Origin of the sequence: Rubrivivax gelatinosus IL144, from assembly GCF_000284255.1 — a bacterium.
In the GTDB taxonomy this organism is placed as follows: Bacteria; Pseudomonadota; Gammaproteobacteria; order Burkholderiales; family Burkholderiaceae_C; genus Rubrivivax; species Rubrivivax gelatinosus_A.
In genome coordinates, this window is sequence record NC_017075.1 from 1605229 (window position 1) to 1631218 (window position 25990).

Annotated in this window: 23 protein-coding genes; 16 read left to right on the forward strand and 7 right to left on the reverse strand. The window is 70.9% G+C overall.

What is annotated here, in order from left to right; translation table 11 throughout:
* The first annotated feature begins 1 nt into the window (after position 1).
* The 8 genes from nuoI to RGE_RS07730 are packed head-to-tail and all read left to right on the forward strand — an operon-like array spanning position 2 to position 7574.
* Positions 2 to 499, forward strand: coding sequence for an NADH-quinone oxidoreductase subunit NuoI (gene nuoI / locus RGE_RS07695; protein WP_014427774.1), 498 nt, complete (start codon positions 2 to 4; stop codon positions 497 to 499).
* A 4-nt stretch (positions 500 to 503) separates the two neighbouring features.
* Positions 504 to 1142: an NADH-quinone oxidoreductase subunit J gene (locus tag RGE_RS07700; RefSeq protein ID WP_014427775.1), complete on the forward strand. Its 639-nt coding sequence runs from the start codon at positions 504 to 506 to the stop codon at positions 1140 to 1142.
* A complete protein-coding gene (gene nuoK, locus RGE_RS07705; RefSeq protein WP_014427776.1) occupies positions 1139 to 1456 on the forward strand; it encodes an NADH-quinone oxidoreductase subunit NuoK in 318 nt (105 codons plus the stop codon). The genes RGE_RS07700 and nuoK overlap by 4 nt, the downstream gene beginning before the upstream one ends.
* An 8-nt stretch (positions 1457 to 1464) precedes the next feature.
* Positions 1465 to 3492, forward strand: a complete 2028-nt coding sequence (gene nuoL, locus RGE_RS07710; protein WP_014427777.1) for an NADH-quinone oxidoreductase subunit L — start codon at positions 1465 to 1467, stop codon at positions 3490 to 3492.
* Positions 3493 to 3522: 30 nt separating this feature from the next.
* Positions 3523 to 4998, forward strand: coding sequence for an NADH-quinone oxidoreductase subunit M (locus tag RGE_RS07715; RefSeq protein WP_014427778.1), 1476 nt, complete (start codon positions 3523 to 3525; stop codon positions 4996 to 4998).
* 13 nt (positions 4999 to 5011) lie between these two features.
* Positions 5012 to 6505: an NADH-quinone oxidoreductase subunit NuoN gene (nuoN, locus tag RGE_RS07720; protein ID WP_014427779.1), complete on the forward strand. Its 1494-nt coding sequence runs from the start codon at positions 5012 to 5014 to the stop codon at positions 6503 to 6505.
* Positions 6506 to 6512: 7 nt separating this feature from the next.
* Positions 6513 to 7118: an NUDIX domain-containing protein gene (locus RGE_RS07725; RefSeq protein ID WP_014427780.1), complete on the forward strand. Its 606-nt coding sequence runs from the start codon at positions 6513 to 6515 to the stop codon at positions 7116 to 7118.
* A gap of 6 nt (positions 7119 to 7124) precedes the next feature.
* A complete protein-coding gene (locus RGE_RS07730; protein ID WP_014427781.1) occupies positions 7125 to 7574 on the forward strand; it encodes a DUF1178 family protein in 450 nt (149 codons plus the stop codon).
* A gap of 19 nt (positions 7575 to 7593) precedes the next feature.
* Here the strand turns inward: RGE_RS07730 and RGE_RS07735 are convergent, their stop codons facing one another.
* Together RGE_RS07735 and RGE_RS07740 are read right to left on the reverse strand one after the other, a co-directional pair.
* Positions 7594 to 9000 carry an FAD-binding oxidoreductase gene (locus RGE_RS07735; RefSeq protein WP_014427782.1) on the reverse strand — a complete coding sequence of 469 codons (1407 nt, stop codon included), beginning with the start codon at positions 8998 to 9000 and terminating at the stop codon, positions 7594 to 7596.
* Positions 8997 to 9371 (reverse strand): DUF2069 domain-containing protein, encoded by a 375-nt coding sequence (locus RGE_RS07740; RefSeq protein WP_014427783.1) that lies wholly within the window; start codon positions 9369 to 9371, stop codon positions 8997 to 8999. Before RGE_RS07740 ends, RGE_RS07735 begins: the two co-directional genes overlap by 4 nt.
* Before the next feature lie 18 nt (positions 9372 to 9389).
* Here RGE_RS07740 and RGE_RS07745 point away from each other — a divergent pair, with 18 nt between their 5' ends.
* From RGE_RS07745 to RGE_RS07755, 3 genes are all read left to right on the forward strand, one after another.
* The gene (locus RGE_RS07745) at positions 9390 to 10628 is read left to right on the forward strand and encodes a YihY family inner membrane protein (protein WP_052310976.1); all 1239 of its coding nucleotides are present in this window, start codon (positions 9390 to 9392) and stop codon (positions 10626 to 10628) included.
* A gap of 118 nt (positions 10629 to 10746) precedes the next feature.
* Positions 10747 to 13539: an ExeM/NucH family extracellular endonuclease gene (locus RGE_RS07750; RefSeq protein ID WP_014427785.1), complete on the forward strand. Its 2793-nt coding sequence runs from the start codon at positions 10747 to 10749 to the stop codon at positions 13537 to 13539.
* Positions 13540 to 13553: 14 nt separating this feature from the next.
* Positions 13554 to 14087, forward strand: a complete 534-nt coding sequence (locus RGE_RS07755) for a PEP-CTERM sorting domain-containing protein (protein ID WP_043783895.1) — start codon at positions 13554 to 13556, stop codon at positions 14085 to 14087.
* Between the two features lie 7 nt (positions 14088 to 14094).
* On the opposite strand, the gene RGE_RS07760 is transcribed toward RGE_RS07755, so the two are convergent.
* From RGE_RS07760 to RGE_RS07780, 5 genes are all read right to left on the reverse strand, one after another.
* A complete protein-coding gene (locus RGE_RS07760) occupies positions 14095 to 15132 on the reverse strand; it encodes a DctP family TRAP transporter solute-binding subunit (RefSeq protein ID WP_014427787.1) in 1038 nt (345 codons plus the stop codon).
* Between the two features lie 23 nt (positions 15133 to 15155).
* On the reverse strand, positions 15156 to 16454 hold the full coding sequence (locus tag RGE_RS07765) for a TRAP transporter large permease (RefSeq protein WP_014427788.1): 1299 nt from the start codon (positions 16452 to 16454) through the stop codon (positions 15156 to 15158).
* Positions 16451 to 16984 carry a TRAP transporter small permease gene (locus tag RGE_RS07770; RefSeq protein WP_014427789.1) on the reverse strand — a complete coding sequence of 178 codons (534 nt, stop codon included), beginning with the start codon at positions 16982 to 16984 and terminating at the stop codon, positions 16451 to 16453. The genes RGE_RS07765 and RGE_RS07770 overlap by 4 nt, the downstream gene beginning before the upstream one ends.
* Positions 16985 to 17229: 245 nt before the next feature.
* Complete coding sequence (locus tag RGE_RS07775) at positions 17230 to 18036, reverse strand: alpha/beta fold hydrolase (RefSeq protein ID WP_014427790.1); 807 nt, start codon at positions 18034 to 18036, stop codon at positions 17230 to 17232.
* A complete protein-coding gene (locus RGE_RS07780) occupies positions 18033 to 19331 on the reverse strand; it encodes an O-acetylhomoserine aminocarboxypropyltransferase (protein WP_014427791.1) in 1299 nt (432 codons plus the stop codon). The genes RGE_RS07775 and RGE_RS07780 overlap by 4 nt, the downstream gene beginning before the upstream one ends.
* Before the next feature lie 52 nt (positions 19332 to 19383).
* On the opposite strand from RGE_RS07780, the gene RGE_RS07785 reads away from it, so the two are divergent.
* The 5 genes from RGE_RS07785 to RGE_RS07805 all read left to right on the forward strand — a co-directional run bounded on the left by RGE_RS07785 (position 19384) and on the right by RGE_RS07805 (position 25990).
* Complete coding sequence (locus RGE_RS07785; RefSeq protein WP_014427792.1) at positions 19384 to 19845, forward strand: CBS domain-containing protein; 462 nt, start codon at positions 19384 to 19386, stop codon at positions 19843 to 19845.
* 53 nt (positions 19846 to 19898) lie between these two features.
* Entirely contained in the window at positions 19899 to 21008 is a 1110-nt protein-coding gene (aroC, locus tag RGE_RS07790; RefSeq protein ID WP_014427793.1) for a chorismate synthase, read from the forward strand.
* A complete protein-coding gene (locus RGE_RS07795; RefSeq protein ID WP_014427794.1) occupies positions 21005 to 22192 on the forward strand; it encodes an MFS transporter in 1188 nt (395 codons plus the stop codon). The genes aroC and RGE_RS07795 overlap by 4 nt, the downstream gene beginning before the upstream one ends.
* A 67-nt stretch (positions 22193 to 22259) precedes the next feature.
* Positions 22260 to 24662 (forward strand): putative bifunctional diguanylate cyclase/phosphodiesterase, encoded by a 2403-nt coding sequence (locus tag RGE_RS07800; protein ID WP_014427795.1) that lies wholly within the window; start codon positions 22260 to 22262, stop codon positions 24660 to 24662.
* Positions 24663 to 24820: 158 nt separating this feature from the next.
* Positions 24821 to 25990 carry an efflux RND transporter periplasmic adaptor subunit gene (locus RGE_RS07805; RefSeq protein WP_231384646.1) on the forward strand — a complete coding sequence of 390 codons (1170 nt, stop codon included), beginning with the start codon at positions 24821 to 24823 and terminating at the stop codon, positions 25988 to 25990.

Consider the following 25990-nt stretch of genomic DNA (forward strand, 5'->3'; position numbering starts at 1 on the left):
GATGCCCAACGCCTCCGCCATCAAGGACGTGTTCTCGAGCTTCATGCTCACCGAGATCTTCAAGGGCATGGCGCTCACGGGCAGGCATTTCCTGTCCAAGGCGATCACGATCCAGTACCCCGAGGAGAAGACCCCGCTGTCGCCGCGCTTCCGCGGGCTGCACGCGCTGCGCCGCTACGAGAACGGCGAGGAACGCTGCATCGCCTGCAAGCTCTGCGAAGCCGTCTGCCCGGCGATGGCGATCACGATCGAGAGCGACGTGCGCGCCGACGGCACGCGCCGCACGACGCGCTACGACATCGACCTGACGAAGTGCATCTTCTGCGGCTTCTGCGAGGAGAGCTGCCCGGTCGATTCGATCGTCGAGACCCACATCTTCGAATACCACGGCGAAAAGCGCGGCGACCTGTACTTCACGAAGGACATGCTGCTGGCCGTCGGCGACCGCTACGAGAAGGAAGTCGCGGCCAACCGCGAGGCGGACGCTCCCTACCGCTGAGAACATGAACACGACCACGGCGCTCTTCCATCTCTTCTCCGCGGTGCTGCTGTTCGCGGCGCTGCGCGTGATCACCGCGCGCAGCACGGTGCACGGCGTGCTCTACCTCGTGCTCGCGTTCTTCAACGCCGCCTGCATCTGGATGCTGCTGCAGGCCGAGTTCCTGGCCATCGTGCTGGTGCTGGTCTACGTCGGCGCGGTGATGGTGCTGTTCCTGTTCGTCGTCATGATGCTGGACCTCAACAGCGACTCGGTGCGAACGGGCTTCTGGAAGCACTTCCCGCTGGCAGGCATGCTCGGCGCGGTCATCGCGCTGGAGATGTCGCTGGTGCTGCTGCGCGGCTTCCAGCCGGTGCAGGCGCCCGAGCTCTCGGCGCAGGCGCTGGAGATCGGCAACACCCGGCTGCTGGGCATCGCGCTCTACACCCACTACCTGTACCCGCTGCAGCTGGCGGCGGTGCTGCTGCTGGTGGCCATCGTCGCGGCGATCGCGCTGACGCTGCGGCACCGCAAGGACAGCCGCCGCGTCGATCCGGCGGTGGCCGTGCGAGTCAAGCGCGCCGACCGGGTTCGCCTGGTGAAGGTGCCGTCGGCCAACGCCGCCGCGGCTGCCGCGCCTGAAAACAAGGAAGGCCAAGCATGAGCCTCGGACCGATCACGCTCGGCCACTACCTGTCGCTGGGCGCCCTGTTGTTCGCGCTGTCGGTCGTCGGCATCTTCATGAACCGGCGCAACCTGATCGTGCTGCTGATGGCCATCGAGCTGATGCTCCTGGCCGTCAACCTGAACTTCGTCGCCTTCTCGCACTACCTGGGCGACCTGGCGGGCCAGATCTTCGTGTTCTTCATCCTGACCGTCGCCGCCGCCGAGTCGGCGATCGGCCTGGCGATCCTCGTCGTGCTGTTCCGCAACCGCGCGTCGATCAACGTCGAGGAACTCGACGAACTGAAGGGCTGAGTTCCGACATGGCAGCGACTCTCTCGCAAAACCTCCTGCTCGCCGTCCCGCTCGCGCCGCTGGTCGGCGCGCTGGTCGCGGGCCTGGCCGGCAAGGCCGTCGGCCGCCGCGGCGCGCACACGGTGACCATCCTCGGCGTGCTGATCTCGTTCATCTGCTCGGCGCTCGTGCTCAAGGCCGTGGCGATGGACGGCGCGCGCTTCGCCGGCACGATCTACGAATGGGCCGTCGTCGGCGGTCTGAAGATGGAAGTCGGCTTCCTCGTCGACGGCCTGACGGCGATGATGATGTGCGTCGTGACCTTCGTGTCGCTGATGGTGCACGTCTACACCATCGGCTACATGGAAGAGGACCCGGGCTACCAGCGCTTCTTCTCGTACATCTCGCTGTTCACCTTCTCGATGTTGATGCTCGTGATGAGCAACAACTTCCTGCAGCTGTTCTTCGGCTGGGAGGCGGTGGGCCTGGTGAGCTACCTGCTGATCGGCTTCTGGTTCAAGAAGCCGAGCGCGGTCTTCGCCAACATGAAGGCCTTCCTGGTCAACCGGGTCGGCGACTTCGGCTTCATCCTGGGCATCGGCCTGATCGTCGCCTACGCCGGCACGCTGGACTACGCCGAAGCCTTCGCCAAGGCCCCGCAGCTGGCCGCGATGAGCTTCCCCGGCCAGGACTGGATGCTGATCACCGTGATCTGCATCTGCCTGTTCATCGGCGCGATGGGCAAGAGCGCGCAGTTCCCGCTGCACGTCTGGCTGCCCGACTCGATGGAAGGCCCGACCCCGATCTCGGCGCTGATCCACGCCGCGACGATGGTCACCGCCGGCATCTTCATGGTGGCGCGCATGTCGCCGCTGTTCGAGCTGTCGGACACGGCGCTGAACTTCGTGCTCGTGATCGGTTCGATCACCGCGCTGTTCATGGGCTTCCTGGGCATCATCCAGAACGACATCAAGCGGGTCGTCGCCTACTCGACGCTGTCGCAGCTGGGCTACATGACGGTCGCGCTGGGCGTGTCGGCGTACTCGGTGGCGGTGTTCCACCTGATGACGCACGCGTTCTTCAAGGCGCTGCTGTTCCTGGCCGCGGGCTCGGTGATCATCGGCATGCACCACGATCAGGACATCCGCAACATGGGCGGCCTGCGCAAGTACATGCCCATCACCTGGATCACCTCGCTGCTGGGCTCGCTGGCGCTGATCGGCACGCCGCTGTTCGCCGGCTTCTATTCCAAGGACAGCATCATCGAGGCGGTGCACGCCAGCCATCTGCCGGCGGCCGGCTTCGCGCTGTTCGCCGTCACCGCCGGCGTCTTCGTCACCGCCTTCTACTCGTTCCGGATGTACTTCCTCGTCTTCCACGGCGAGGAGCGCTTCCGCCACAAGCCCTTCCCGCCGGAAGACGACCACGCGCACGACGATCACGGCCATGGCCACGACGCCACGCCGCACGAGTCGCCGTGGGTCGTCACCGGGCCGCTGCTGCTGCTGGCGCTGCCCTCGGTGGTGATCGGCTTCATGACGATCGGCCCGATGCTCTACGGCGACTTCTTCGCCGGCGCGATCTTCGTCGACGCCGCCAGGCACCCGGCGATGGCCGAACTGGCCGAGGAGTTCCACGGCGCCGCGGCGATGGCGATGCACGCCTTCACGACCGCGCCGTTCTGGCTGGCGCTGGCCGGTGTCGTCACCGCCTGGGTCTTCTACCTGAAGGCGCCGCAGATCCCGGCCGCGCTGGACCGCAGCCTGAAGCCGCTGCGCACGGTGCTCGAGAACAAGTACTACATGGACTGGTTCAACGAGAACGTGCTCGCCGCCGGCGCGCGCCTCGTGGGCACCGGTCTGTGGAAGGGCGGCGACGTCGGCCTCATCGACGGCGCGATCGTCAACGGCTCGGCCAAGACGGTGGGCATGCTCGCGGGCGTGCTGCGCCGCGTGCAGACCGGCCACCTGTACTGGTATGCGCTGGTCATGCTGCTGGGCATCTTCGGCTTCATGACCTGGCGCCTGTGGCCGTTCTTCGGCGGCCTCGCAGGCTGACCGCGCGACCGGATAACAAGAGAGCAAAGAATGGGTCTTCTGAGTCTCGCGATCTGGATGCCGATCGCCTTCGGGGTGGTGCTGCTGGCCGTCGGCCGCGACAGCAATCCCAACCTCGCGCGCTGGATCGCTCTCGTCGGCGCCATCGTCAGCTTCCTGGTGACGATCCCGCTGATCACCGGCTTCGACGCCGGCACGGCGGCGCTGCAGTTCCAGGAGAAGGTCTCCTGGATCGAGCGCCTGAACGTCTTCTACCACCTCGGCGTCGACGGCCTGTCGGTGTGGTTCGTGCTGCTGACCGCCTTCATCACCGTCATCGTCGTCATCGCCGCCTGGCAGGTGATCACCGACCGGGTGCCGCTGTACCTGGGCGCGTTCCTGATCCTCTCGGGCCTGATGTGCGGCGTGTTCTCGGCGGTCGACGGCCTGCTGTTCTACGTCTTCTTCGAGGCGACCCTGATCCCGATGTACATCATCATCGGCGTCTGGGGCGGGCCGCGGCGCGTCTACGCGGCGTTCAAGTTCTTCCTCTACACGCTGCTGGGCTCGCTGCTGATGCTGGTCGCGGTGGTGTACCTGTACTACCAGTCGGGTGGCAGTTTCGAGATCCTCGACTGGCACAAGCTGCCGCTGTCGCTGCCGGCGCAGACGCTGCTCTTCGTCGCCTTCTTCGCCGCGTTCTCGGTCAAGGTGCCGATGTGGCCGGTGCACACCTGGCTGCCCGACGCCCACGTCGAGGCGCCGACCGGCGGCTCGGTGGTGCTGGCGGCGATCATGCTGAAGCTCGGCGCCTACGGCTTCCTGCGCTTCTCGCTGCCGATCGCGCCCGACGCCGCGCGTGAGTACGCCTGGGTCATCGTCACGCTGTCGCTGATCGCGGTGGTCTACATCGGCCTCGTCGCGCTGGTGCAGCGCGACATGAAGAAGCTGGTGGCCTATTCGTCGATCGCCCACATGGGCTTCGTAACGCTGGGCTTCTTCATCTTCAACCAGCTCGGCGTCACCGGCGCGATCGTGCAGATGATCTCGCACGGCTTCGTCTCCGGCGCGATGTTCCTGTGCATCGGCGTGCTCTACGACCGCGTGCACAGCCGCGAGATCTCGGCCTACGGCGGCGTCGTCAACACGATGCCCAAGTTCGCCGCCTTCGCGGTGCTGTTCGCGATGGCCAACTGCGGCCTGCCGGGCACCGCCGGTTTCGTCGGCGAGTGGATGGTCATCCTCGGCTCGGTCAAGTACGACTTCTGGGTCGCGGGCCTGGCCGCCACGACGCTGATCTTCGGCGCCGCGTACACGCTGTGGATGGTCAAGCGCGTCTACTTCGGCCCGGTGACCAACGAGCACGTCAAGAAACTCGAGGACATCAACAGCCGCGAGTTCCTGATGCTGGCGCTGCTGGCCGCCGCGGTGCTGTGGATGGGCCTGTATCCCAAGCCCTTCACCCAGGTGATGGACGTGTCGGTGAGCGAGCTGCTCAAGCACGTCGCCATCTCGAAGCTGCCCTGAACCGAGCCAAGCGATGCAGAACCTGAACCCGATGAACTGGCTCGCCCTCCAGCCCGAGATCTGGCTGCTGGCCGCGATCTGCGTGATCGCGATCGTCGATCTCTTCATCAGCGACCCCGAGCGCCGCCCGACCTTCTGGCTGACGCAGCTCGCGGTGCTGGTGTTCTCCGGCATCCACTTCGCTGCCTTCGACTCCGGCGCCACCACCTACGCGATGGGCGGCCAAGTCGTGACCGACCCGATGGGCCATCTGCTGGCCTTCTTCGCCGGCGTCGCGCTGCTGGTCACCGTGGCCTACGCGCGGCCGACGCTCGGCCCGCGCGAGATGCAGAAGGGCGAGTTCTACGTGCTCGCGATGCTGGTGCTGCTGGGCGTGTCGGTGATGACCTCGGCCAACAGCTTCCTCGTCGTCTATCTCGGCCTGGAACTGATGAGCCTGTCGCTGTACGCGCTGGCCGCGCTGCGCCGCGACCACGCCGTCGCCACCGAGGCGGCGATGAAGTACTTCGTGCTCGGCGCGCTGGCCAGCGGCTTCCTGCTGTACGGCATGTCGATGATGTACGGCGCCACCGGCTCGCTGGAGATCCCGCGCGTCTTCGAGGAGATCTCGACCAACCCGAACATCAACCGCGAGGTGCTGGTCTTCGGCGTCGTCTTCGTCGTCGCCGGCGTCGCCTTCAAGCTCGGCGCCGCGCCCTTCCACATGTGGGTGCCCGACGTCTACCAGGGCGCGCCGACCTCGGTGACGCTGCTGATCGGCGGTGCGCCCAAGTTCGCCGCCTTCGCGATCACGATCCGCCTGCTCGTCGAGGGCATGCTGGGCCTGGCGGTCGACTGGCAGCAGATGTTCATCGTGCTGGCCGTGGCCTCGCTGGTCGTCGGCAACGTCGTCGCCATCGCGCAGACCAACCTGAAGCGCATGCTGGCGTATTCGACGATCGCGCAGATGGGCTTCATCCTGCTCGGCATGTCCGCCGGTGTCGTCAGCGGCAACACGCTGTCGGCCGGCAACGCCTACAGCTCGGCGATGTTCTACGTCGTCGCCTACGTGCTGACGACGCTGGGCACCTTCGGCCTGATCATGGTGCTGTCGCGCCAGGGCTTCGAGAGCGAGCAGATCGAAGACCTCGCCGGCCTCGGCCGCCGCAGCCCGTGGATCGCCGGCGTGATGAGCATCTTCATGTTCTCGCTGGCCGGCCTGCCGCCGATGGTCGGCTTCTACGCCAAGCTGGCGGTGCTGCAGGCGCTGGTGTCGACCAACGTCGAAGGCTACGTCTGGCTGGCGGTGTTCGCGGTGATGATGTCGCTGATCGGCGCCTACTACTACCTGCGCGTCGTGAAGGTCATGTACTTCGACGAACCCAAGCTCGCCGGCCCGGTGGGCCAGAGCTCCGGCGTCAACGCGCTGCTGGCGGTCAACGGCCTGGCGGTGCTGGTCTTCGGCCTGCTGCCGGGCGGCCTGATGGCGATGTGCCGCGACGCCATCGTCAAGGCCCTCACCAGCTGATGCCCCGATGAACGACGAAACCAACGACGGCCACCTGCGCGAACGCCGCACCGGCGGACGCACGCTGCTCGAAGGCGGTTTCCTCGAAGTCCACCGCGACGACGTCGTGCTGCCCGACGGCAGCGCGGCGACACGCGAGTACATCCGCCACCCTGGCGCGGTGGCCGTCGTGCCGTTGCTCGACGACGGCCGCGTCGTGCTGGTGCGCCAGTACCGCTACCCGATCGCCCGCACGATCGTCGAGATCCCGGCCGGCAAACGCGACGCGGGCGAGAGCACGCTGGAGTGCGCGCGGCGCGAGCTGCGCGAGGAGACGGGTTTCCGCGCCCGCGAGTGGGCCTTCGCCTGCGAGATCCACAACGCCGCCGCCTATTCCAGCGAGAGCATCTGGATCTACTTCGCGCGCGGCCTGATCGGCGGCGAGCAGAAGCTCGACGACGGCGAGTTCGTCGAGGTCATGAAGCTCAGTGAAGCCGAGCTCGACGCGCTGGCGATGGGCGACGGCCTGCCTGACGTGAAGACGCGCATCGGCCTGCACTGGCTGCAGCGCTGGCGCGCTGGCGCCTGGCCGCTCGCGTGGCAGCCCGACCCGGAGGACGGCGAGCCCGCCTGAAGCGCGATGAAGGTGCTGGACCTGCGCTGCGCGAACGGCCATCGTTTCGAGGGCTGGTTCGCTTCCGACGACGACTTCATGGACCAGAACGGCCGCGGTCTTGTCGAGTGCCCGATCTGCGGCGACCACGTCGTCACGCGGCTGCCCAGCGCGCCGCGGCTGAACCTCTCCGGTGCCAAGGAGCCGCCGCCCGAGCCGCCCCAGGCGCCCAAGGCACCGGCGACCGACGCCGACCTGCAGGCCGCCTGGCTGGGCGCGGTGCGCCAGCTGCTGGCCGACACCGAGGACGTCGGCGGCCGTTTCGCCGAGGAGGCGCGGCGCATCCACTACGGCGAGAGCGAGAACCGCGGCATCCGCGGCCAGACCACGCCCGAGGAGCGCCAGGCGCTCAGCGACGAAGGCATCGAGGTGCTGACCGTGCCGCTGCCGGCGGCGCTGAAGGGGCCGCTGCAATAAGCGGCCGCCTGGCGCGGCGTCAGAGGACGCGGCCGGGGTTCAGCAGGTTCTGCGGGTCCAGCGCACGCTTGATCGCGCGCATCATCGCCAGCGCCACCGGCGACTTGCGTTCGGCGAGCTCCTCGCGCTTCAACTGCCCGATGCCGTGCTCGGCCGAGATCGAACCGCCGCAGGCCATCACCGCGTCGTAGACGATGCGGTTGACCGCCGGCTCCCGTTCGGCGAGGAAGGCCTTGGCGTCCTGGCCCGCGGGCGCCTGCACGTTGTAGTGCAGGTTGCCGTCGCCCAGGTGGCCGAAACACACCAGCCGCACGCCGGGAATCGCCGCGGCCAGCGCGGCGTCGGTGGCGGCGCAGAAGCGGGGAATGGCCGACACCGGCAGCGCGATGTCGTGCTTGATGTTGAGCCCTTCCTCGGCCTGGGCCAGCGGGATCGACTCGCGCAGATGCCACATCGCGTGGGATTGCGACAGATTGGCGGCCACCGCGGCGTCGCCGACGATGCCGTCTTCCAGCGCCGCGCCCAGCAGGGCCTCGAAACGCTCCTGCGCCGCGGCTTCGCCGTCGGTGTCGCTCTGCTCCAGCAGCACCGTCCACGGCGCACCGGGCAGCGGCCGCGGCAGTGCCGGGAAGTGTTTGGCCACCAGTTCCAGCGCGAAGCGGCCCATGACCTCGAAGCCCGTGAGCCCGGCGCCCAGCCGCGTGCGCGCCAGATTCAGCAGCGCGACGCAGTCGTCCAGGCTCTGGCAGGCGGCGAGTGCCGTCGTCACCGCCGCCGGCTGCGGGAACAGCTTCAGCGTCGCCGCGGTGATGATGCCCAGCGTGCCCTCGCTGCCGACGAAGAGGTCGCGCAGGTCGTAGCCGGTGTTGTCCTTGCGCAGGCCCGACAGGCCGTCCCAGACCTCGCCGGTGGCGGTGACGACCTCCAGCCCCAGGCACAGCTCGCGCGCGTTGCCGAAGCGCAGCACCTGGGTGCCGCCGGCGTTGGCCGCGAGGTTGCCGCCGATCGTGCAGCTGCCTTCGGCCGCCAGGCTCAGCGGGAACAGCAGGCCCTGCGCGGCCGCCGCTTCCTGCACCGCCTGCAGCACGCAGCCGGCTTCGGCGGTCAGCGTCAGGTTGGCGGCGTCGATCGTGCGGATGCGGTTCAGGCGTTGCAGGCTCAGCAGCACCTGCCGGCCGCTGTTGTCGGGCACGCCGCCGCCGACCAGGCCGGTGTTGCCGCCCTGCGGCACGATAGCCGCGCCGGCCGCGGCGCAGGCGCGCACGACGGCCGCGACTTCGGCGCTGCTGCCCGGGCGCACGACGGCCAGCGCACGGCCGCGCCAGCGGCGGCGCCAGTCGAGCTCGTAGGCCGAGAGATCGCCGTCGGTCAGCACCTGCGCTGCGCCGACCACCTCGCGCAGCGTCTGCAGCAAAGCGTCGCTCATGCCGCCGCCTTCACACCGCGCAGCCGCCGGCGCACGTACAGTGAGCAGAAGACGAAGAGAGCGATGCACAGCACCAGCTCGACGACGGCCATCGCCTGGCCGGCGCCGTGTTCGCTGGTCGAACGAACCAGCGCCTCGGTGACGTAGAGCCACAGCGCCATGCTCAGCCAGCGGAAGGTGTAGAGCCGGTGGCGCAGCATGCCGGGCACGGCGGCCACCAGCGGCAGCACTTTCAGCGCCAGCGTGCCGCTGCCGGTGGGCGCGATCCACAGCTCCCAGGCCAGGCCCTGCACGATCAGGGCGATCAGCGAGGCCAGGGCCAGCGCGCGGGTCTGCCGCACGGCGGCGTCGGGGACAGCGGGGGAAACCATGCTGGCATCATATCCAGCATGACTCCCCCTTCGGCCGCTGCGATCGGCCGCCGTTTGCGTGCCCTGTGGCACGACGCCGCCGCCGCCCTGCGCCAATGGCCCTGGCTGGACACGCTGCGCACGCTGCGCCAGCGTTTCCGCGAAGACCGCCTGGGCCTCACCGCCGGCAGCCTGACCTTCACGACGCTGATCGCGCTGGTGCCGCTGGTCACGGTGATGCTGGCCATCTTCACCGCCTTCCCGATCTTCGCCAAGTTCCAGATCGCGCTGGAGAAGTACTTCCTGCAGGCGCTGGTGCCGGACACGATCGCCCGCCCGGTGATGCGCGCGCTGACGCAGTTCGCCGCCCAGGCCAACCGCGCCGGCTCGGTGGGCCTGCTGTTCCTGGGCGCCACGGCGCTGGCGCTGATGCTGACCATCGACCGCACGCTCAACGCGATCTGGCGCGTGCGCCAGCCGCGGCCGATCGCCCAGCGGGTGCTCGTCTACTGGGCGGCGCTGACGCTGGGGCCGCTGGTCGTCGGCGTCAGCCTGTCGATGACGTCCTACGCGCTGTCGGCCTCGCGCGGGCTGGTCGGCGTGCTGCCCGGCGGCGTCAGCGCGGTGCTCAACCTCATCGAGTTCGGCCTGCTGGCCGCGGCGCTGGCCGGCCTGTTCCGCTACGTGCCGAACACCACGGTGCGCTGGCCGCACGCCTGGGCCGGCGCGCTGTTCGTCGCCGTCGCCTTCGAGTTCGCCAAGGAAGGCCTGGCCTGGTACGTCGACAAGGTGCCGGTGTACTCCTCGGTCTACGGCGCCTTCGCCTCGCTGCCGATCCTGCTGCTGTGGATCTACCTGAGCTGGGTCATCGTGCTGCTCGGCGCGGTCATCGCGGCCTATGCGCCCAGCCTGCAGATGCGCGTCGTGCGCCGGCCGCCGACGGCCGGCTACCGCTTCGAGCTGGCGCTGGTGGTGCTGCGCGAACTGGCCGCCGCGCGCCACGGGCCGGGCCACGGGCTGTCGCTGCCGACCTTGTCCGAGCGCCTGCGGGCCGACCCGCTGGAGCTCGAGCCGGTGCTGGAACTGCTGACCGCCTTCGACTGGGTCGCCCGGCTCGACGAAGGCGGTACCGCGCGCCACGTACTGCTCTGCGATGCCGAGGCCACGCCGGCGCTGCCGCTGTTGGACGCCTTGCTGCTGGCCCCCGGCGCGACGGTCGACGGGCTGCGTGAACGCCTGCGCCTGCGCGAGCTGACGCTGGCCGAACTGCTGCGCTGAGGTCGTCGCCCGGGGCCGCCCATCTCGGGGGGCCGCCGCGCCCGGCTCACGAGTCGTCACGGACGCTTCATCGCCCGCCGATAGCGTGCGCCCCCATTCACCTGAAGGAGGGGCATCCATGCACAAGCAGGCTTCGGCCATCGCGGCGGCCGTCGCGGCCTTGCTGGCGTCGACGCCGGCGTCCGCCGGCGTCGTGATCAGCCAGATCTACGGCGGCAACGGCAACGCGTTCGCGAGCGACTACGTCGAGCTGTTCAACAACGGCCGCAGCGCGGTCGACCTGAGCGGCTGGTCGGTCCAGTACGCCAGCGCCACCGGCACCGGCAGCTTCGCCGGCAACGGCGTGACGCCGCTCGCCGGCACGCTGCAGCCCGGGCGCTGGTACCTGGTACAGCTGAAGTCGACCTCGGGCAACGTGCTGCCGACACCGGACGCCATCGGCAACTCCGAGCTGTCTGCCAGCAACGGCAAGGTCGCGCTGCTCGACACCGCCACCGGCCTGGCCTGCAACGGCGGCTCCACCGCCTGCAGCGCCGAGCAGCAGGCGCATTTCGTCGACCTCGTCGGCTACGGCAGCGCCAACTTCTACAAAGGCAGCGGCGCCGCGCCGGCGGCCAGCAGCAGCAGCGCGCTGCTGCGCAAGGCCGGCGGCTGCACCGACAGCGGCAACAACGCCAGCGATTTCGTCACCGGCACGCCGGCACCGCGCAACAGCGCGACGGCGGCGGTGCCCTGTTCCGGCAGCGGCGGCAACGACGGCGGCACGGTCGCCTTCCGCCGCATCTACGAGATCCAGGGCAGCGGCGATCAGAGCCCGCTCGTCGGCCAGACGGTCACGACCTCGGGCGTCGTCACCAAGCTGACGAACAACGGCTTCTTCCTGCAGGACGCCAGCGGCGACGGCAACCCCGCCACCTCCGACGGCATCTTCGTCTTCACCAGCAGCGCGCCGACGGTTTCCGCCGGCCAGCTGGTGCAACTGACCGGCAAGGTCGCCGAGTTCGCCGCCGGCAGCGGCAGCGTCACCCAGCTCACCACGCCCAGCGCGATCACCTTGCTCGGCAGCGGCAGCATCACGCCGCTGCCGATCACGCTGCCGGTCGCCGGCGGCCTGGAGCGCTACGAAGGCATGCTGGTCACGCTGGCCGGCCCGCTGACGGTGGACCAGAACTACTTCCAGGCGCGCTACGGCCAGCTGACGCTGTCGGCCGGCGGCCGGCTGGAGACGCCGACCAACCGCTACCGCCCCGGCGCGCAGGCCCAGGCGCTGGCCGCCGACAACGCCGCGCGCCGCATCGTGCTCGAAGACGGCAGCTCGGCGCAGAACGTCAACCCGACGCCGTTCACCGGCCCGACCGGCGCGCTGCGCGCCGGCGACCTGATCGGCTCGATCACCGGCGTCATCGACTACGGCCTGTCGACCTCGACCAGCGGCGCCGGCGCTCCCAGCGACTACCGCATCCTGCCGCTGGACAAGAGCGCGCTGCGCTACACGACGGCCAACCCGCGTCCGGCGGCGCCGGCGCTCGGCGGCAACGTCAAGGTGGCCAGCTTCAACGTGCTGAACTACTTCACCACCTTCACCAACGGCGCCACCGCCAGCGGCCAGACCGGCCAGGGCTGCAGCCAGGGCGGCACGGTCTCGGCATCCAACTGCCGCGGCGCCGACAGCCTGGCCGAGTTCCAGCGCCAGCGCGCCAAGATCGTCGAGGCGCTGGCCGCGCTCGACGCCGACGTCGTCGGCCTGATGGAGATCCAGAACAACGGCGCGGTCGCGGTGCAGAACCTCGTCGACGCGCTGAACCAGCGTGTCGGCAGCGGCGTCTACGCCGCGGTGCCCGAGCCGGCCGCCGGCACCGGCAGCGACGCGATCAAGGTGGCGATGATCTACAAGCCTTCGCGCCTGACGCGCATCGGTGCGCCGGCCAGCGACACCGCGGCGGTCAACAGCCGCCCGCCGCTGGCGCAGACCTTCGCGCCGGCCAACGGCGAGCGTTTCACCGTCGTCGTCAACCACCTGAAGAGCAAGAGCAGCTGCCCGGCGGCCGGCGACGCCAACGCGCCGGGCAACGTCGACAGCGGCGACGGCCAGGGCTGCTGGAACGCGCTGCGGGTTTCGCAGGCCGACCAGCTGCGCCGCTTCGTCGCCCAGCTCCAGACCGCCAGCGGCAGCAACGACGTGCTGCTGGTCGGCGACTTCAACGCCTACGCCCAGGAGGATCCGGTCTACCAGCTCACCGGCAGCGGCTACGTCGACGAGGTCGGGCGTTTCGACGGCTTCGGTTACTCCTACGTCTTCGACGGCGCCGCCGGCCGCCTGGACCAGGCGCTGTCCACCGGCACGCTGTCGCCCAAGGTGGCCGGCGCGGCGCACTGGCACATCAACGCCGACGAGTCGCTGGCCCAGGACTACAACCTGGAGTTCAAGCAGCCGGCCTGCGCCAGCTGCGCGCCCGATCCCTACGCGCAGACGCCGTACCGCTCGTCGGACCACGATCCGGTGCTGGTCGGCCTGAACCTGGTGAAGACGATTACCGCGTCGCCGACCAGCAGCAGCGTCACCGGCACGCCCGGCGACGACGTCATCGTCAGCGGCGCCGGCCGGCGCACGCTGACCGGCGGCGGCGGCCGCGACACCTTCGTCTTCAGCGCCGGTTTCGCCGGCGGCGCGACGATCACCGACTTCACGCCGGGCGACGACCGCATCTCCTTCGCCGAGCTGCTGCGCAGCCTGCGCGTGCCGTCCACCGACCCGATCGGCCAGGGCTACCTGGGCTGCTCGGCCTCGGGCGCCGACGCGCTGCTGACGATCGACCCCGACGCCGCCGGCCCGGCCGCCGCGCGCCCGATGGTGCTGGTCAAGGGCCGCTCGTGTGCCGAGCTGCTGAAGGCCTCGAACTTCCTCTTCTGAACCCGGAGACCTGGATGACCCGCCAACTCTTGTCCGCCGTGGCGCTCGCCGCCACGCTGTTCGCCGGACTGGCCGCGCCCGCGCAGGCCGCGCTTTACCGCATCGACGGCGCCGTCGACTCGGGCTCGCTGATCGGCAGTGCCTTCAGCGGCAGCTTCGGCTTCGACGACCCGGCGGCCGGCTTCGACGGCAGCGTCGAACTTTCCAGCTTCACGCTGGATTTCGCCGGCCACCGCTACACGCTGGACACGGTCGACGCCGGCAGCCTGCCGGTCGCCTGGTTCTCGGGTGGCGATCTGCTCGGCGTCGACGTCTCGTTCGCCTTGGCCGACCCGCTGCTGCAGCCGCTGCTGCAGCTGGTGGCCGGCTTCGGCTCGGCCAGCGAGGCCTTGCTCGCCTACGACACCACCGGTGGCGGCACCGAGGGCTACGGCAGCGTCGCCTTCACCGCGGTGACGCAGGACGTGCCGGAGCCGGCCAGCGCGGCGCTGGTGATGGCCGCGCTGGCCGCGGCGGGGCTGGCGCGCCGCCGCCGCCGCGTCGCCTGACAGCGGCTTACTTGCGCGCCGCGATCGCCTTCTCGGCGGCGCCGACGAGATCGGCGCCGATCTGCGCCTTCCACTTGTCGTAGACCGGGCGCGTGGCCTTGACGAAGGCCTCGCGTTCGGCCGGCGTCAGCTGCGTCACCGTGACGCCGTGGCCGCCGATCTCCTTGAGCAGCGGGTGATCGGCCTCGACCAGCCCCTTGCGCGCGATCGCCGTTTCTTCCTTGCCGGCGTCGATCGCCGCCTGGCGCACGATGGCCTGGTCGGCCGGCGTCCAGCTCTTCCAGACGTCCTTGTTGACGACGAAGATCAGCGGATCGGCGACGTAGCCCCAGAGCGTCAGATGCTTCTGGCCGACGGTGTGCAGCTTGGCCGCGGTGAAGATCGACAGCGGGTTCTCCTGGCCGTCGACGGCGCCCGAAGCCAGCGCCGGCTGGGCGTCGGCCCAGCTCATCTGCGTCGGGTTGGCGCCCAGCGCGGTGAAGGTGTCCAGGAACAGCGGCGAACCGACGACGCGGATCTTCAGGCCCTTCAGGTCGGCCGGCGACTTGATCGCATGCTTGCTGTTGCTGATCTCGCGGTAGCCGTTCTCGCCCCAGGCCAGCGGCAGCGCGCCGGCCTTGTCGATCACCTGGAACAACTGCTTGCCGACCTCGCCCTGCGTCAGCGCGTCCAGCGCCTTGTAGTCGGGCAGCAGGAAAGGCAGCGAGAACAGGTTGAGCTGCTTGATCTGCGGCGACCAGTTGATCGTCGAGCCGATCGCCAGGTCGATGACGCCCTGGCGGATCGCGGCGAACTCGCGCGTCTGGTCGCCCTGCACGAGCGCCGTGCCCGGGTAGAGCTTGATGTTGATGCGGCCCTGCGTGCGCTCGCGCACGAGCTTGGCCCAGATCTCGCCGCCCTGGCCCCAGGGGAAGGCCGGGCCCAGCACCAGGCTCATGCGGTACTCGGCCTTGTAGCCGGCGGGCAGCGGCGCCTGGGCGTTGGCGACGCCGGCGGCGGCCAGCGCGCAGGCGGCGAGCGTGAACTTCAGGAACGTGCGCTTCATCCTTGTCTTCTCCTCGTTGTGACTCAGTAACCCATCTGCCGCGGCAGCCAGAGCGCCAGCTCGGGCCAGACGATGACCGCGACCATCACCATGAACATCGCCAGCAGCATCCAGCCGACCCAGCGCACGGTCTCCTCCATGCGCACGCCGGCGATGCGGCAGGAGACCATCAGGTTCACCGCCAGCGGCGGCGTGAACTGGCCCAGCGCCACCTTCAGTGTCAGCAGCACGCCGAACCACACCGGATCCCAGTGGTAGTGGTTGGCGATCGGCATCAGGAGCGGCACGAAGATCAGGAAGATCGACACGCCGTCCAGGAACATGCCGACGACGATCAGCATCAGGATCAACAGCGCCAGCACGCCGTACTCGCCGAGGCCGGAGTTGACGATGGCGTTGGTCACCGGGTCGATCAGCCCCAGCGTCGACAGCGAGTACGCGAAGATGCCGGCCAGCGCCACGACGAGCAGGATCACCGCCGACAGCTCGCCCGACTCGCGCAGGATGGTGACGAGGTCGCGCAGCCCGATCGTGCGGTGCACGACGACGCCGACGAACAGGCCGTAGAAGACGGCGACGACGGCGGCTTCGGTCGGCGTGAACCAGCCGGCGCGCATGCCGCCGAGGATCAGCACCGGCGCGAACAGGCCCCAGCTCGCTTCGCGCAGGCTGGCCCAGAACGGCGGCCGCGGCAGCGTCGCCTCGGCGGCGCCCATGCCGTGCTTGCGCGACAGCCAGACCGCCGGCGCGATCAGCGCGATGCCGGCGAGCACGCCGGGGATCATGCCGGCGGCGAACAGCGCCGGCACCGAGGCGCCCGAGACCAGCACCGAATAGACGATGAAGGCGACGCTCGGCGGGATCAGGATGTCGGTGGCCGCCGCGGCGCCGACGACGCTGGCCGAGAACGCCGCCGGGTAGCCGGCGCGCGCCATCGCCGCGATCATCACGCCGCCCACCGCGGCGGCGTTGGCCGGGCCCGAGCCCGAGATTCCGCCGAGGAACATCGCGACGACGATCGCCACCAGCGGCAGCATGCCGGGGCCGCGGCCGACGATCGCGATGGCGAAGTTGACCAGCCGCAGCGCGACGCCCGAGCGGTCGAAGATCGAGCCGACGAGCACGAACATCGGGATCGCCAGCAGCGGGTACTTGCCCAGACCGGCGTAGAAGTTCTGCGGCACGGCCAGCAGGCCGAACCACTGCGTGTCCCAGTTGGCCAGCGCGATCGCCGCGGTGCCGGCCAGGCCGAGCGCGGCGCCGATCGGCACGCCCAGCAGCATCAGCGCGATGAAGGCGACGAAGAGCAGGGTGCCGATCATCGGCCGTGCTCCTCGCCGTCGCGCGGGGCGCGCCCGGCGCGGATGAACAGGCCGATCGCACGCCCGGCGATGGCCACCGACAGCAGCGGCAGCCAGATCGAGTACCACCACTGCGGCACGCCGATCGCCGGCGAAGTCTCTTCCCACTGGATGTGGTCCCAGACGACACGCGCGCTGAGCACGGCCATGATGGCGAACAGCAGCGCCACCATCAGCGCGCCGAAACGCGCCAGCGCCCGCCGGCGCCAGGCCGGGCCGGCGTCGGCGAAGGCCTCGATGCGGATGTGGCGGTTGCGCGCCACCGCGGCCGACCCGGCGACCAGCGCCAGCACGATCATCAGGAAGACCGAGATCTCCTCGGTCCAGGCGAAGGACTGGTCGGTGAAGTAGCGCACCACCACGTTGGCGAAGGTGATCAGCGCGAGCGCGGCCATCACGGCCACGGTGAGCCAGTCCTCGATCTTCAGCGGCACGGCCGTTTGTTCATCGGGCGCGGCGGGATCGGGCGGCAGTTCTGAAGGCGAGGACATCGGGGGGCGACGGCGCAAGAAGCGAAAGCCGGCGCGCGCCGAATGGCGCCGCCGGGCTGCACCGGGGGCGCGAGCGCGGGGGTAGGCTCGCGGCGGCGCGCGGCGCGGGCCGCGGCCGTAGCGAAGACGGCAGGCCTGGTGCGGCCCGCGTGCGCCGCGGTGTCGCGGCGTCTTCGCTCCCGGTTCATCCGTCGTGGGGACGAGGCGCCATTGTAGGAGCCTGTTACCGGCGCGCCGCCGCCGGGCTAATCGAGCAAGGCGCGCAAGGCCGCGAGCACGCCGTCGGGCGCCTCGGCCATCAGCGAGTGGCCGCCGGGCAGCGTCGTCACCGTCGCGCGCAGCGCCTCGCCGAGTTCACGCGCCGCACGCGGCGGCGTCATCGAGTCTCGCCGGCCCAGCACCAGCGCCGCCGGGCAGCGCACCGTGGCCGCCGCCTGCAGGCCGCCGGCATAGGCGTCGCAGATCGCGAAGTCGTGTGCGAAGAGGTTCAGCCCGCCGGCTTCGGCCTGCCCCTGCAGCCGGCGCATCAGCGCCCGCTGGCCGCCGTGCAGCCAGGCGCCGGGCCCGGGAAACGAGGGTTTGGCGGCGATCGTCGACAGCGAGAAGGCGTTGACCATGTCGATCGCCGCCCGCGGCGTCTCGCGCGCGGTGGCCAGCAGCGCCGGGCTGACCTTCATCGGGAACGCGGTGCCGACGAGGCCCAGCTGCGTGACGCGCGCCGGCGCACGCGCCGCGGTCTCCAGCGCGATCAGCGAACCCAGGCTGTGGCCGACGAGCGCGGCACGTTCGACGCCGGCGGCGTCCAGCAGCGCTTGCACGCCGTCGGCCGCGGCCTCGACGCTGGCCGGCGGCGGGCCGTCGCTGCGGCCGTGGCCGGGCAGGTCGACGGCCAGCACCGAGCGGCCGTGGTGCGCGAACCAGCGCGCCAGCAGCGTCCAGACGCTGTGGTCGTTGAGCGCGCCGTGCACGAAGACGACGCAGGGCAGGGCGGGGTCGAACTCGACGCCGCCGGTGTAGGCATAGGCCGTGCGGCCCTGGACGCTGAGCTTCATGCCGCACGCTCCGCGGCCTTCAGCGCGCGCTTCAGGTCCTCGATCAGGTCGGCCGGGTCTTCGAGGCCGATCGACAGCCGTACCGTGCCCGGCCCGATGCCGGCGGCGGCCAGCGCCGCGTCGTCCATGCGGAAGTGCGTCGTCGACGCCGGGTGGATGACGAGCGAGCGGCAGTCGCCGACGTTGGCCAGGTGCGAAAAGATCTGCAGCGCCTCGATGAAGGCCTGGCCCTGATGGCGGCTGCCGCGCAGGTCGACGCTGAACACCGAGCCGCAGCCGCGTGGCAGCAGGCGCTTGGCGAGGGCGTGGCTCGGGTGGCCGGGCAGCTCCGGGTGGCGCACCCGTTCGACGAAAGGCTGGCCGGCCAGGAACTCGGCGACGCGGCGTGCGTTGTCGACATGGCGCGCCATGCGCAGCGGCAGCGTCTCCAGCCCCTGCAGCACCAGCCAGGCGGTGTGCGGGCTCATGCAGGCGCCGAAGTCGCGCAGGCCTTCGCGGCGTGCTCGCAGCAGGAAGGCGGCGACGGTGCTCTCCTCGCTGAAGACCATGCCGTGGAAACCGGCGTAGGGCTCGGTCAGCTCGGGGAAACGGCCCGAGGCCTCCCAGTCGAAGCTGCCGCCGTCGACCAGCACGCCGCCGACGACGGTGCCGTGGCCGGACAGGAACTTGGTCGCCGAGTGGAAGACGAGGTCGGCGCCGTGTTCGAAGGGGCGGATCAGCCAGGGCGTCGTGAAGGTCGAGTCGACCAGCAGCGGCAGCCCGGCGTCGTGCGCGACGGCGGCCACCTCCGGGATGTCGAGCACGTCCAGCCCGGGGTTGCCCAGCGTCTCGCCGAACAGCAGCCGGGTGTTGGGCCGGATCGCGGCGCGCCAGGCGTCGACGTCGCCGGGATCGACGAACGTCGTCTCGATGCCGAAACGTGGCAGCGTCCAGGCCAGCAGGTTGTGCGAGCCGCCGTAGAGCGCGCGCGAGGCGACGACATGGCTGCCGGCGCCGGCGATCGTCGTGATCGCCAGGTGCAGCGCCGCCTGGCCGCTGGCGGTGGCGATCGCGCCGACTCCACCTTCGAGCGCCGCCATGCGCTCCTCGAACACCGCCGTCGTCGGGTTGCTGATGCGGCTGTAGACGTGGCCCGAACGTTCCTGGTCGAAGAGCGCGGCGGCGCCTTCGGCACTGTCGAAGACGAAGCTCGTCGTCAGGTGGATCGGGACCGCTCGCGCGCCGGTGGCGGGGTCGGGCGCGGCGCCGGCGTGCAGCGCCAGCGTGTCGAAACCAGGGTCGGCAGGACCGGCCATGATGGACCTTCCACAGAGGGGATGGCGCCGGATTGTGGGCTATATTGATCGCATGAAAGTCACCGACATCCTGCGCGTCAAGGGCAACACGACGTACACGGTCTCGCCGGATCAGCTGCTCGCCGAAGCGATGAAGTCGATGTCGGAGTTCGACGTCGGTTCGCTGGTCGTCATGGAGCACGGCGACCTCGTCGGCATGCTGACCTTCCGCGAGGTGATCTCGGCGGTCGTCGAATGCAACGGCAACGTCGGCACGCGCCACGTGCGTTCGGTGATGGACGACGCGCCGCTGACCTGCACGCCCGAGACCAACATCGACGAGGTGCGCCGCATGATGCTGCTGCGCCACGCGCGCTACATGCCGGTGCTGGACCACGGCACGCTGATGGGCGTGATCTCGTTCTACGACGTCGCCAAGTCGGTGGTCGACGCGCAGGACTTCGAGAACCGCATGCTGAAGGCCTACATCAAGGACTGGCCCGAGGAAGACGCGGCCGCGCGCCCGACGGCCTGACGGCCGGCTGGGGGCCGCCGCATAGAATCCGCTGCCCTCAACGCAGCGTTCCCATGTCCGGCAGCACCCTCGGCGAACTCTTTCGCGTCACCAACTTCGGCGAGAGCCACGGCCCGGCGATCGGCTGCGTCATCGACGGCTGCCCGCCCGGCCTGGCGCTGTCGGAAGCCGACATTCAGCCCGAGCTCGACCGCCGCCGCCCGGGCACCAGCCGCCACGTCACGCAGCGCCAGGAAGCCGACCGGGTGCAGATCCTGTCGGGCGTCTACGAAGGCCGTACCACCGGCACGCCGATCGCGCTGCTGATCCCCAACACCGACCAGCGCAGCAAGGATTACGGCAACCTGCTGGACACCTTCCGCCCCGGGCACGCCGACTACGCCTACTGGCGCAAGTACGGCATTCGTGACCCGCGCGGCGGCGGCCGCTCGTCGGCCCGCACGACGGCACCGACGGTGGCCGCCGGCGCCGTCGCGCGCAAGTGGCTGCGCGAGCGCCTGGGCTGCACCTTCACCGGCTGGATGAGCGCGCTCGGCGAGATCGAGATCCCGTTCGAGGATGAAGAACACATCGCCGCCAACGACTTCTTCGCCGCCAACACCAGCGACATCCCGCGCCTGGAAGCCTTCATGGACGCGCTGCGCAAGGCCGGCGACTCCTGCGGCGCGCGCATCGAGGTCCGTGCGCGCGGCGTGCCGGCCGGCCTCGGCGAGCCGCTGTACGACCGGCTCGATGCCGACATCGCGCACGCGATGATGGGCCTCAACGCCGTCAAGGGCGTCGAGATCGGCGCCGGCTTCGCCTGCGTCGCCCAGCGCGGCAGCGTGCACGGCGACGAGCTGACGCCCGAAGGCTTCGCCAGCAACCACGCCGGCGGCGTGCTCGGCGGCATCTCCACCGGGCAGGAGCTGGTGGTGCGCCTGGCGATCAAGCCGACGAGCTCGATCCGCATCGCACGCGCCTCGATCGACCGCGCCGGCCAGCCGACGACGGTCGAGACCCACGGCCGCCACGACCCCTGCGTCGGCATCCGCGCGACGCCGATCGCCGAGGCGCTGCTGGCGCTGGTGGTGATGGACCACGTGCTGCGCCAGCGCGCGCAGTGCGGCGACGTCGAGCTGCCGATCCCGGCGATTCCCGCGGCCCGGCCCGCAGGCGCTTGAGCGCCGCGCCCTCCGGGCTGCGCGCCTTCGGCGCGGTCTGGTTCGTCTATTTCGCCGGCATCGGGCTGTTCAACCCGTATGCGCCGCTCTGGTTCAAGGAGCTGGGCTTCTCGACGCTGCTGATCGGCGCCGTGGCCTCGCTGCAGAGCTGGACGCGCGTCGTCGCGCCTTACGGCTGGGGCTGGTGGGCCGACCACGGCGGCGGCCGCGTGCGGCTGATCCGGCTGGCCGCGGCGATCGCGCTCGCAGCGGCGGCCGGCTACCTCGTCGTGCGCGGCGAATGGACGGTGGCGGCCTGCACCGCGGCGCTGTTCCTGGCCAACGGCGCGATCGTGCCGCTGTCCGAGGCGGCGCTGGCGGCGCGGCTCAGCGCCAGTGGCGGCTTCGACGCCCGGCGCTACGGCCGCGTGCGCGTCTGGGGCTCGCTGGGTTTCGTCGTCGCGGTGGTCGCCGGCGGCGCGCTGCTGCAGCGTGCGGGCATCGGCCTGTTCCCGCTGCTGGTCTGCGCGATCTACACCGTGCTGCTGGCGACGAGTTTCCGGCTGCCGCAGGGCGGCACCGACGCCGCGCCGACGAGCGCGCCGCCGCCGGTGCTGCCGGTGCTGCGCCAGCCCGCGGTGGCCTGGTTCTTCGCCTCGGTCGCGCTGACGGTGCTGGGCCACACCGCGCTCTATGCCTTCTTCTCGCTGCTGCTCGACGCGCGCGGCTACGAGAAGTCGGCGGTCGGCGCGCTCTGGGCGGTGTCGGTGCTGGCCGAGATCGTCTTCTTCTGGTTCCAGGGCCATGCGCTGGGGCGTTTCGACGCCTATCGCTGGCTGCAGTGGGCCGGGCTGGCGTCGGCGGCGCGTTTCGCGCTGACGGCCGCGGCCGGCGGTTCGACGGCGCTGCTCGTCGCCGCCCAGTTGCTGCACGCGCTGACCTTTGCCGCCCACCACGCGGCCAGCATCGTGCTGGTGAGCCGCCACTTCCCCGGCGCGCTGCGCACGCGCGGCCAGGCGCTGTATTCGGTGCTGGGCTACGGCATCCCGGGCGTGCTCGGCGGCCTGGCCGGCGGCTGGGTGGCCGAGCATCACGGGCTGGACACGGTGTTCTGGCTGGCTGCGCTGGCCGGCCTCGGCGGCACCGCGGCAGCGTTCAAGGCGTCGATTTGTGACGCTGCGGACACGAAACCCGCTTCAGACTGAAACCGCGGCTGCCGATATACGGGACGGCGAATCCCGCCCCGGCCGGCCCGTACCCGCTTCAGCCTTGATGGAACTCAGCACGTCGACGACGCCGCAAAGCGTCGACCGAGCGCATCGGCGCATCCGCCATGCGCTGCTGTTCACGTTCGTCACGCTGGTCGCGCTGGCCGGCTTCCAGGCCTGGTACAACGGCCGGCTGGAGCGTGTGCGCGCGCTCGACGCCGACCTCGTCGGCCTGGCCAGCACGCAGCGCATCTTCTGCCAGCAGGTCGGCCGCCTGGCGGCGCTGGCCGAAGGCGGCGAACTGCGCTCCAACGCCGACGCCGAGCTGATCTCCGAAGCCATCGAACGCTCGCGCAGCGACGCGCTGCTGGTCGAGACGCTGCTGGCCGCGCAGCGCGGCCTGTCCGGGCGCGACGAGGCGCCGGTGGCCGCGGCGCTGTCGCGCTGGCAGGACGCCCGCGAGCGCCTCTGGTACCGCGCCGACACGATGAGCCTGCACGTCGGCAGCCACGACGCCTTCGCCGTCACCCATTCGGCCTCCGCGCTGCAGGCCGAGGTGGAGCCGGCGCTGGCCGCCGCCGACCTGCTGTACCAGCGCCTGCAGGAGGCCTCGCAGTCGCGCGCCACGCACCAGGCGCGCATGCTGCAGTGGGGCGTGGGCCTGACGCTGCTGGTGCTGGCCGCGGTGGTGATGCTGGTCGCCGTGCCGACGGCGCGCGCCTTGCGGATGCAGGTGCAGCGCCTGTCGACGCAGACGCGCGAGCTGCAGCGCCTGGCGCAGATCGTCGCGCGCACCGACAACGGCGTCGTCGTCACCGGGCTGGACGGCCGCATCGAGTGGGTCAACGACGGCTTCGTGCGCCTGACCGGCTGGTCGGCCGACGACGTGCGCGGCCGCCCGGTCGACGTCGCGCTGCACAGCGAGCACAACGACCCGGCCGACGTCGCGCCGTACCACGAGGCCTTGCGCACCGGCCGGGCTGCGCGTTTCGAGGTGCTGACGCGGCGCAAGCACGCCAGCGACGGCTGGTTCGAGGTCGACCTGCAGCCGATGCTCGACGAGGAGGGCCGCCACCGCGGCTACGTCTTCCTGGCCACCGACGTCACCGGCCGCCACGAGCTGAGCGAACGCCTGCGCCTGGCCGCCAGCACCGATGCGCTGACCGGCCTGCCCAACCGGGCCGCGGCGATCCAGCGCCTGCATCGTGCGATCGGCCATGCCCGCCGCCATCCGGGCTACGGCTTCGCGGTGCTGTTCATGGACTTCGACCGCTTCAAGCAGATCAACGACACGCTGGGCCACCACGAGGGCGACGAGCTGCTCAAGCAGATGGCCCAGCGCATCGAGCTGGCGCTGCGCCCGGGCGACGCGGTGGCGCGGGTCAACGGCGAGCACACCGCGGCGCGCCTGGGCGGCGACGAGTTCGTCGTCGTGCTCGACGGCGTCTCGCGCGTCGAGGACGCGCGCGCGATCACCGACCGCCTGCTGCGCGACCTGGCCGAGCCCTACGTCATCGACGGCCGCAGCGTGCAGTCGACGGTCAGCATCGGCGTCGTCGTCGCCCGCGACGACGCGCGCAGCCCCGACGAGCTGCTGCGCGACGCCGACACCGCGATGTACGAGGCCAAGCGCGCCGGCCGCGACTGCTGCATGGTCTTCGACCCGGCGATGCACGAGCGTGTCGTGCGCCAGCTCGAGATCGAGAACGACCTGCGCCGCGCGTTGCGCGCGGGCGAGCTCTTCGTCGTCTACCAGCCGATCGTCGCGCTGCCGGGCGGCCGCGCCACCGGCGTCGAGGCGCTGGTGCGCTGGCGCCATCCGAGCCGCGGCGTCGTGACGCCGGGCGAGTTCATCGCCGTCGCCGAGGAAGTGGGGCTGATCGACCAGATCGGCGAGTTCGTGCTGCGCGAGAGCTGCGCGCGTTTCGCCGACTGGCGCGCCCGCTTGGGCCCGCGGGCGCCGGGGCAGCTCAACGTCAACCTGTCGCGCGCGCAGCTGCGCTCGCCGGGGCTGGTCGAGCAGGTGCGCGCGACGCTGGCCGAGCACGAACTGGCGCCGCGCCTGCTGCAGCTGGAGGTGACCGAGACGCTGGCCGCCCAGGACGAGGCGGTGCAGGCCACGCTGCGCGCGCTCAAGCAGCTGGGGGTGCGCCTGGCGCTCGACGACTTCGGCACCGGTTATTCTTCGCTCGCCTGCCTGCACCTGCTGCCGGTGGACACGGTGAAGATCGACCGCAGCTTCATCGCCCATGCCGAGAGCGTGGAGTACCACCGCGTGCTGATCGAGGCGACGATCCGCGTCGCGCAGTCGCTGGACATGGTGACCGTGGCCGAAGGCATCGAGACCGCCGGCCAGGCGGCGCTGATGACGCGGCTGCGCTGCGACCACGGCCAGGGATGGCTCTACGGCCGGCCGGTCGAGGCGGCCGAGCTGGAACGGCGCATCACCGAAGCCGCGGCTGCCTGAGCGCGGCTGTCACCGTGGGTCACCGCGGGGCGCCGTCCGTCGGCGCGTCCGGCAGCTGATGCCGCCGCCGCTGCGCTTCGTCGCAGCGCGGCCAGGGGCAAGCGCGGCCTTTCTACACTGCGAGCCGCTGCCCGCCGAGGGCGGCCAGGAGGCATGGAATGAGAACGAGAACCTGGGTGTCGGCGGCCGTCGTGCTGGCACTCGTCGGCGGCGGGGCCGCCGTCTGGATGAAGACCGCCGGCGGCAAGTCCGCCGAGAAGCCGGCCGGCCCGCCGCCGCTGGAGTTCGTCGCCCGCGAGGTGACGCTGCCGCAGCGCACCGCCATGCCCGAGCGCATCGAGTTCTCGGGGCCGCTGGTCGCGCCGCAGACGGCCATCGTGCGCGCCAAGGCCGCCGGCACGCTGCTCGTGCTGGACGTCGCCGAAGGCAGCCGCGTCAAGGCCGGCCAGGTGCTGGGCCGCATGGATTTGTCCGAACTGGCCAGCCGCGTCGCCGAACGCGACGCCCAGCTCGCCGCGGCCAAGGCCACGCTGGTGCAGGCCCAGCGCACGCACGAGTCCAACGAACGCCTGGCGCAGCAGAAGTTCATCTCGCCGATCGCGCTGGAGAACTCGCGTGCCGCGCTGGACACCGCGCGCGGCGCCTACGACGCCGCCGCCGCGGCGCGCGATACGGTGCGCACGACGATGCGCGAAGCCGCGCTGGTGGCGCCGATCTCGGGCATCGTCGCCAAGCGCCACGCGGTGCCGGGCGAGAAGCTGGCGGCCGAGCAGCAGCTGCTGACCATCGTCGACATCCGCGAGCTGGAGCTCGCCGGCAGCGTCGGCACGCACGAGGTCGGCAAGCTGAAGCCGGGCATGACGGCCGAAGTGCGCGTCGAAGGCCTCACCGAACCGTTCTCCGGCCGCATCGCGCGCATCTCGCCGGCGGCCGAGGCCGGCACGCGCTCGATCGGCGTGACGATCGCGCTGGACAACCCCGGCGAGCGCCTGCGCGCCGGCCAGTACGCCGTCGCCGGCGTGACGCTGAAGGACAGCGCCGAACGCCTGACGCTGCCGGTCGAGGCGGTCGCACGCGTCGGCGGCGAGGACCACGTCTGGGTCATCGAGAACGGCGTGCTTGCGCGCCGCGCGGTCAAGCTCGGCCGCCGCGACGCGGCCAGTGGCCGCGTCGAACTGCTGTCGGGCGTGCCCGACAAGGCGACGGTGCTGGCGATGCGCTTCGACAACCTGCGCGAAGGTGCCAAGGCGCGTGTCGCCAGCGGCGGCGCGGGCGGTGCCGGTTCGGTGGCCTCGGCCGCCGCGTCGGCGCCGGCGCGCGTGGAGTGA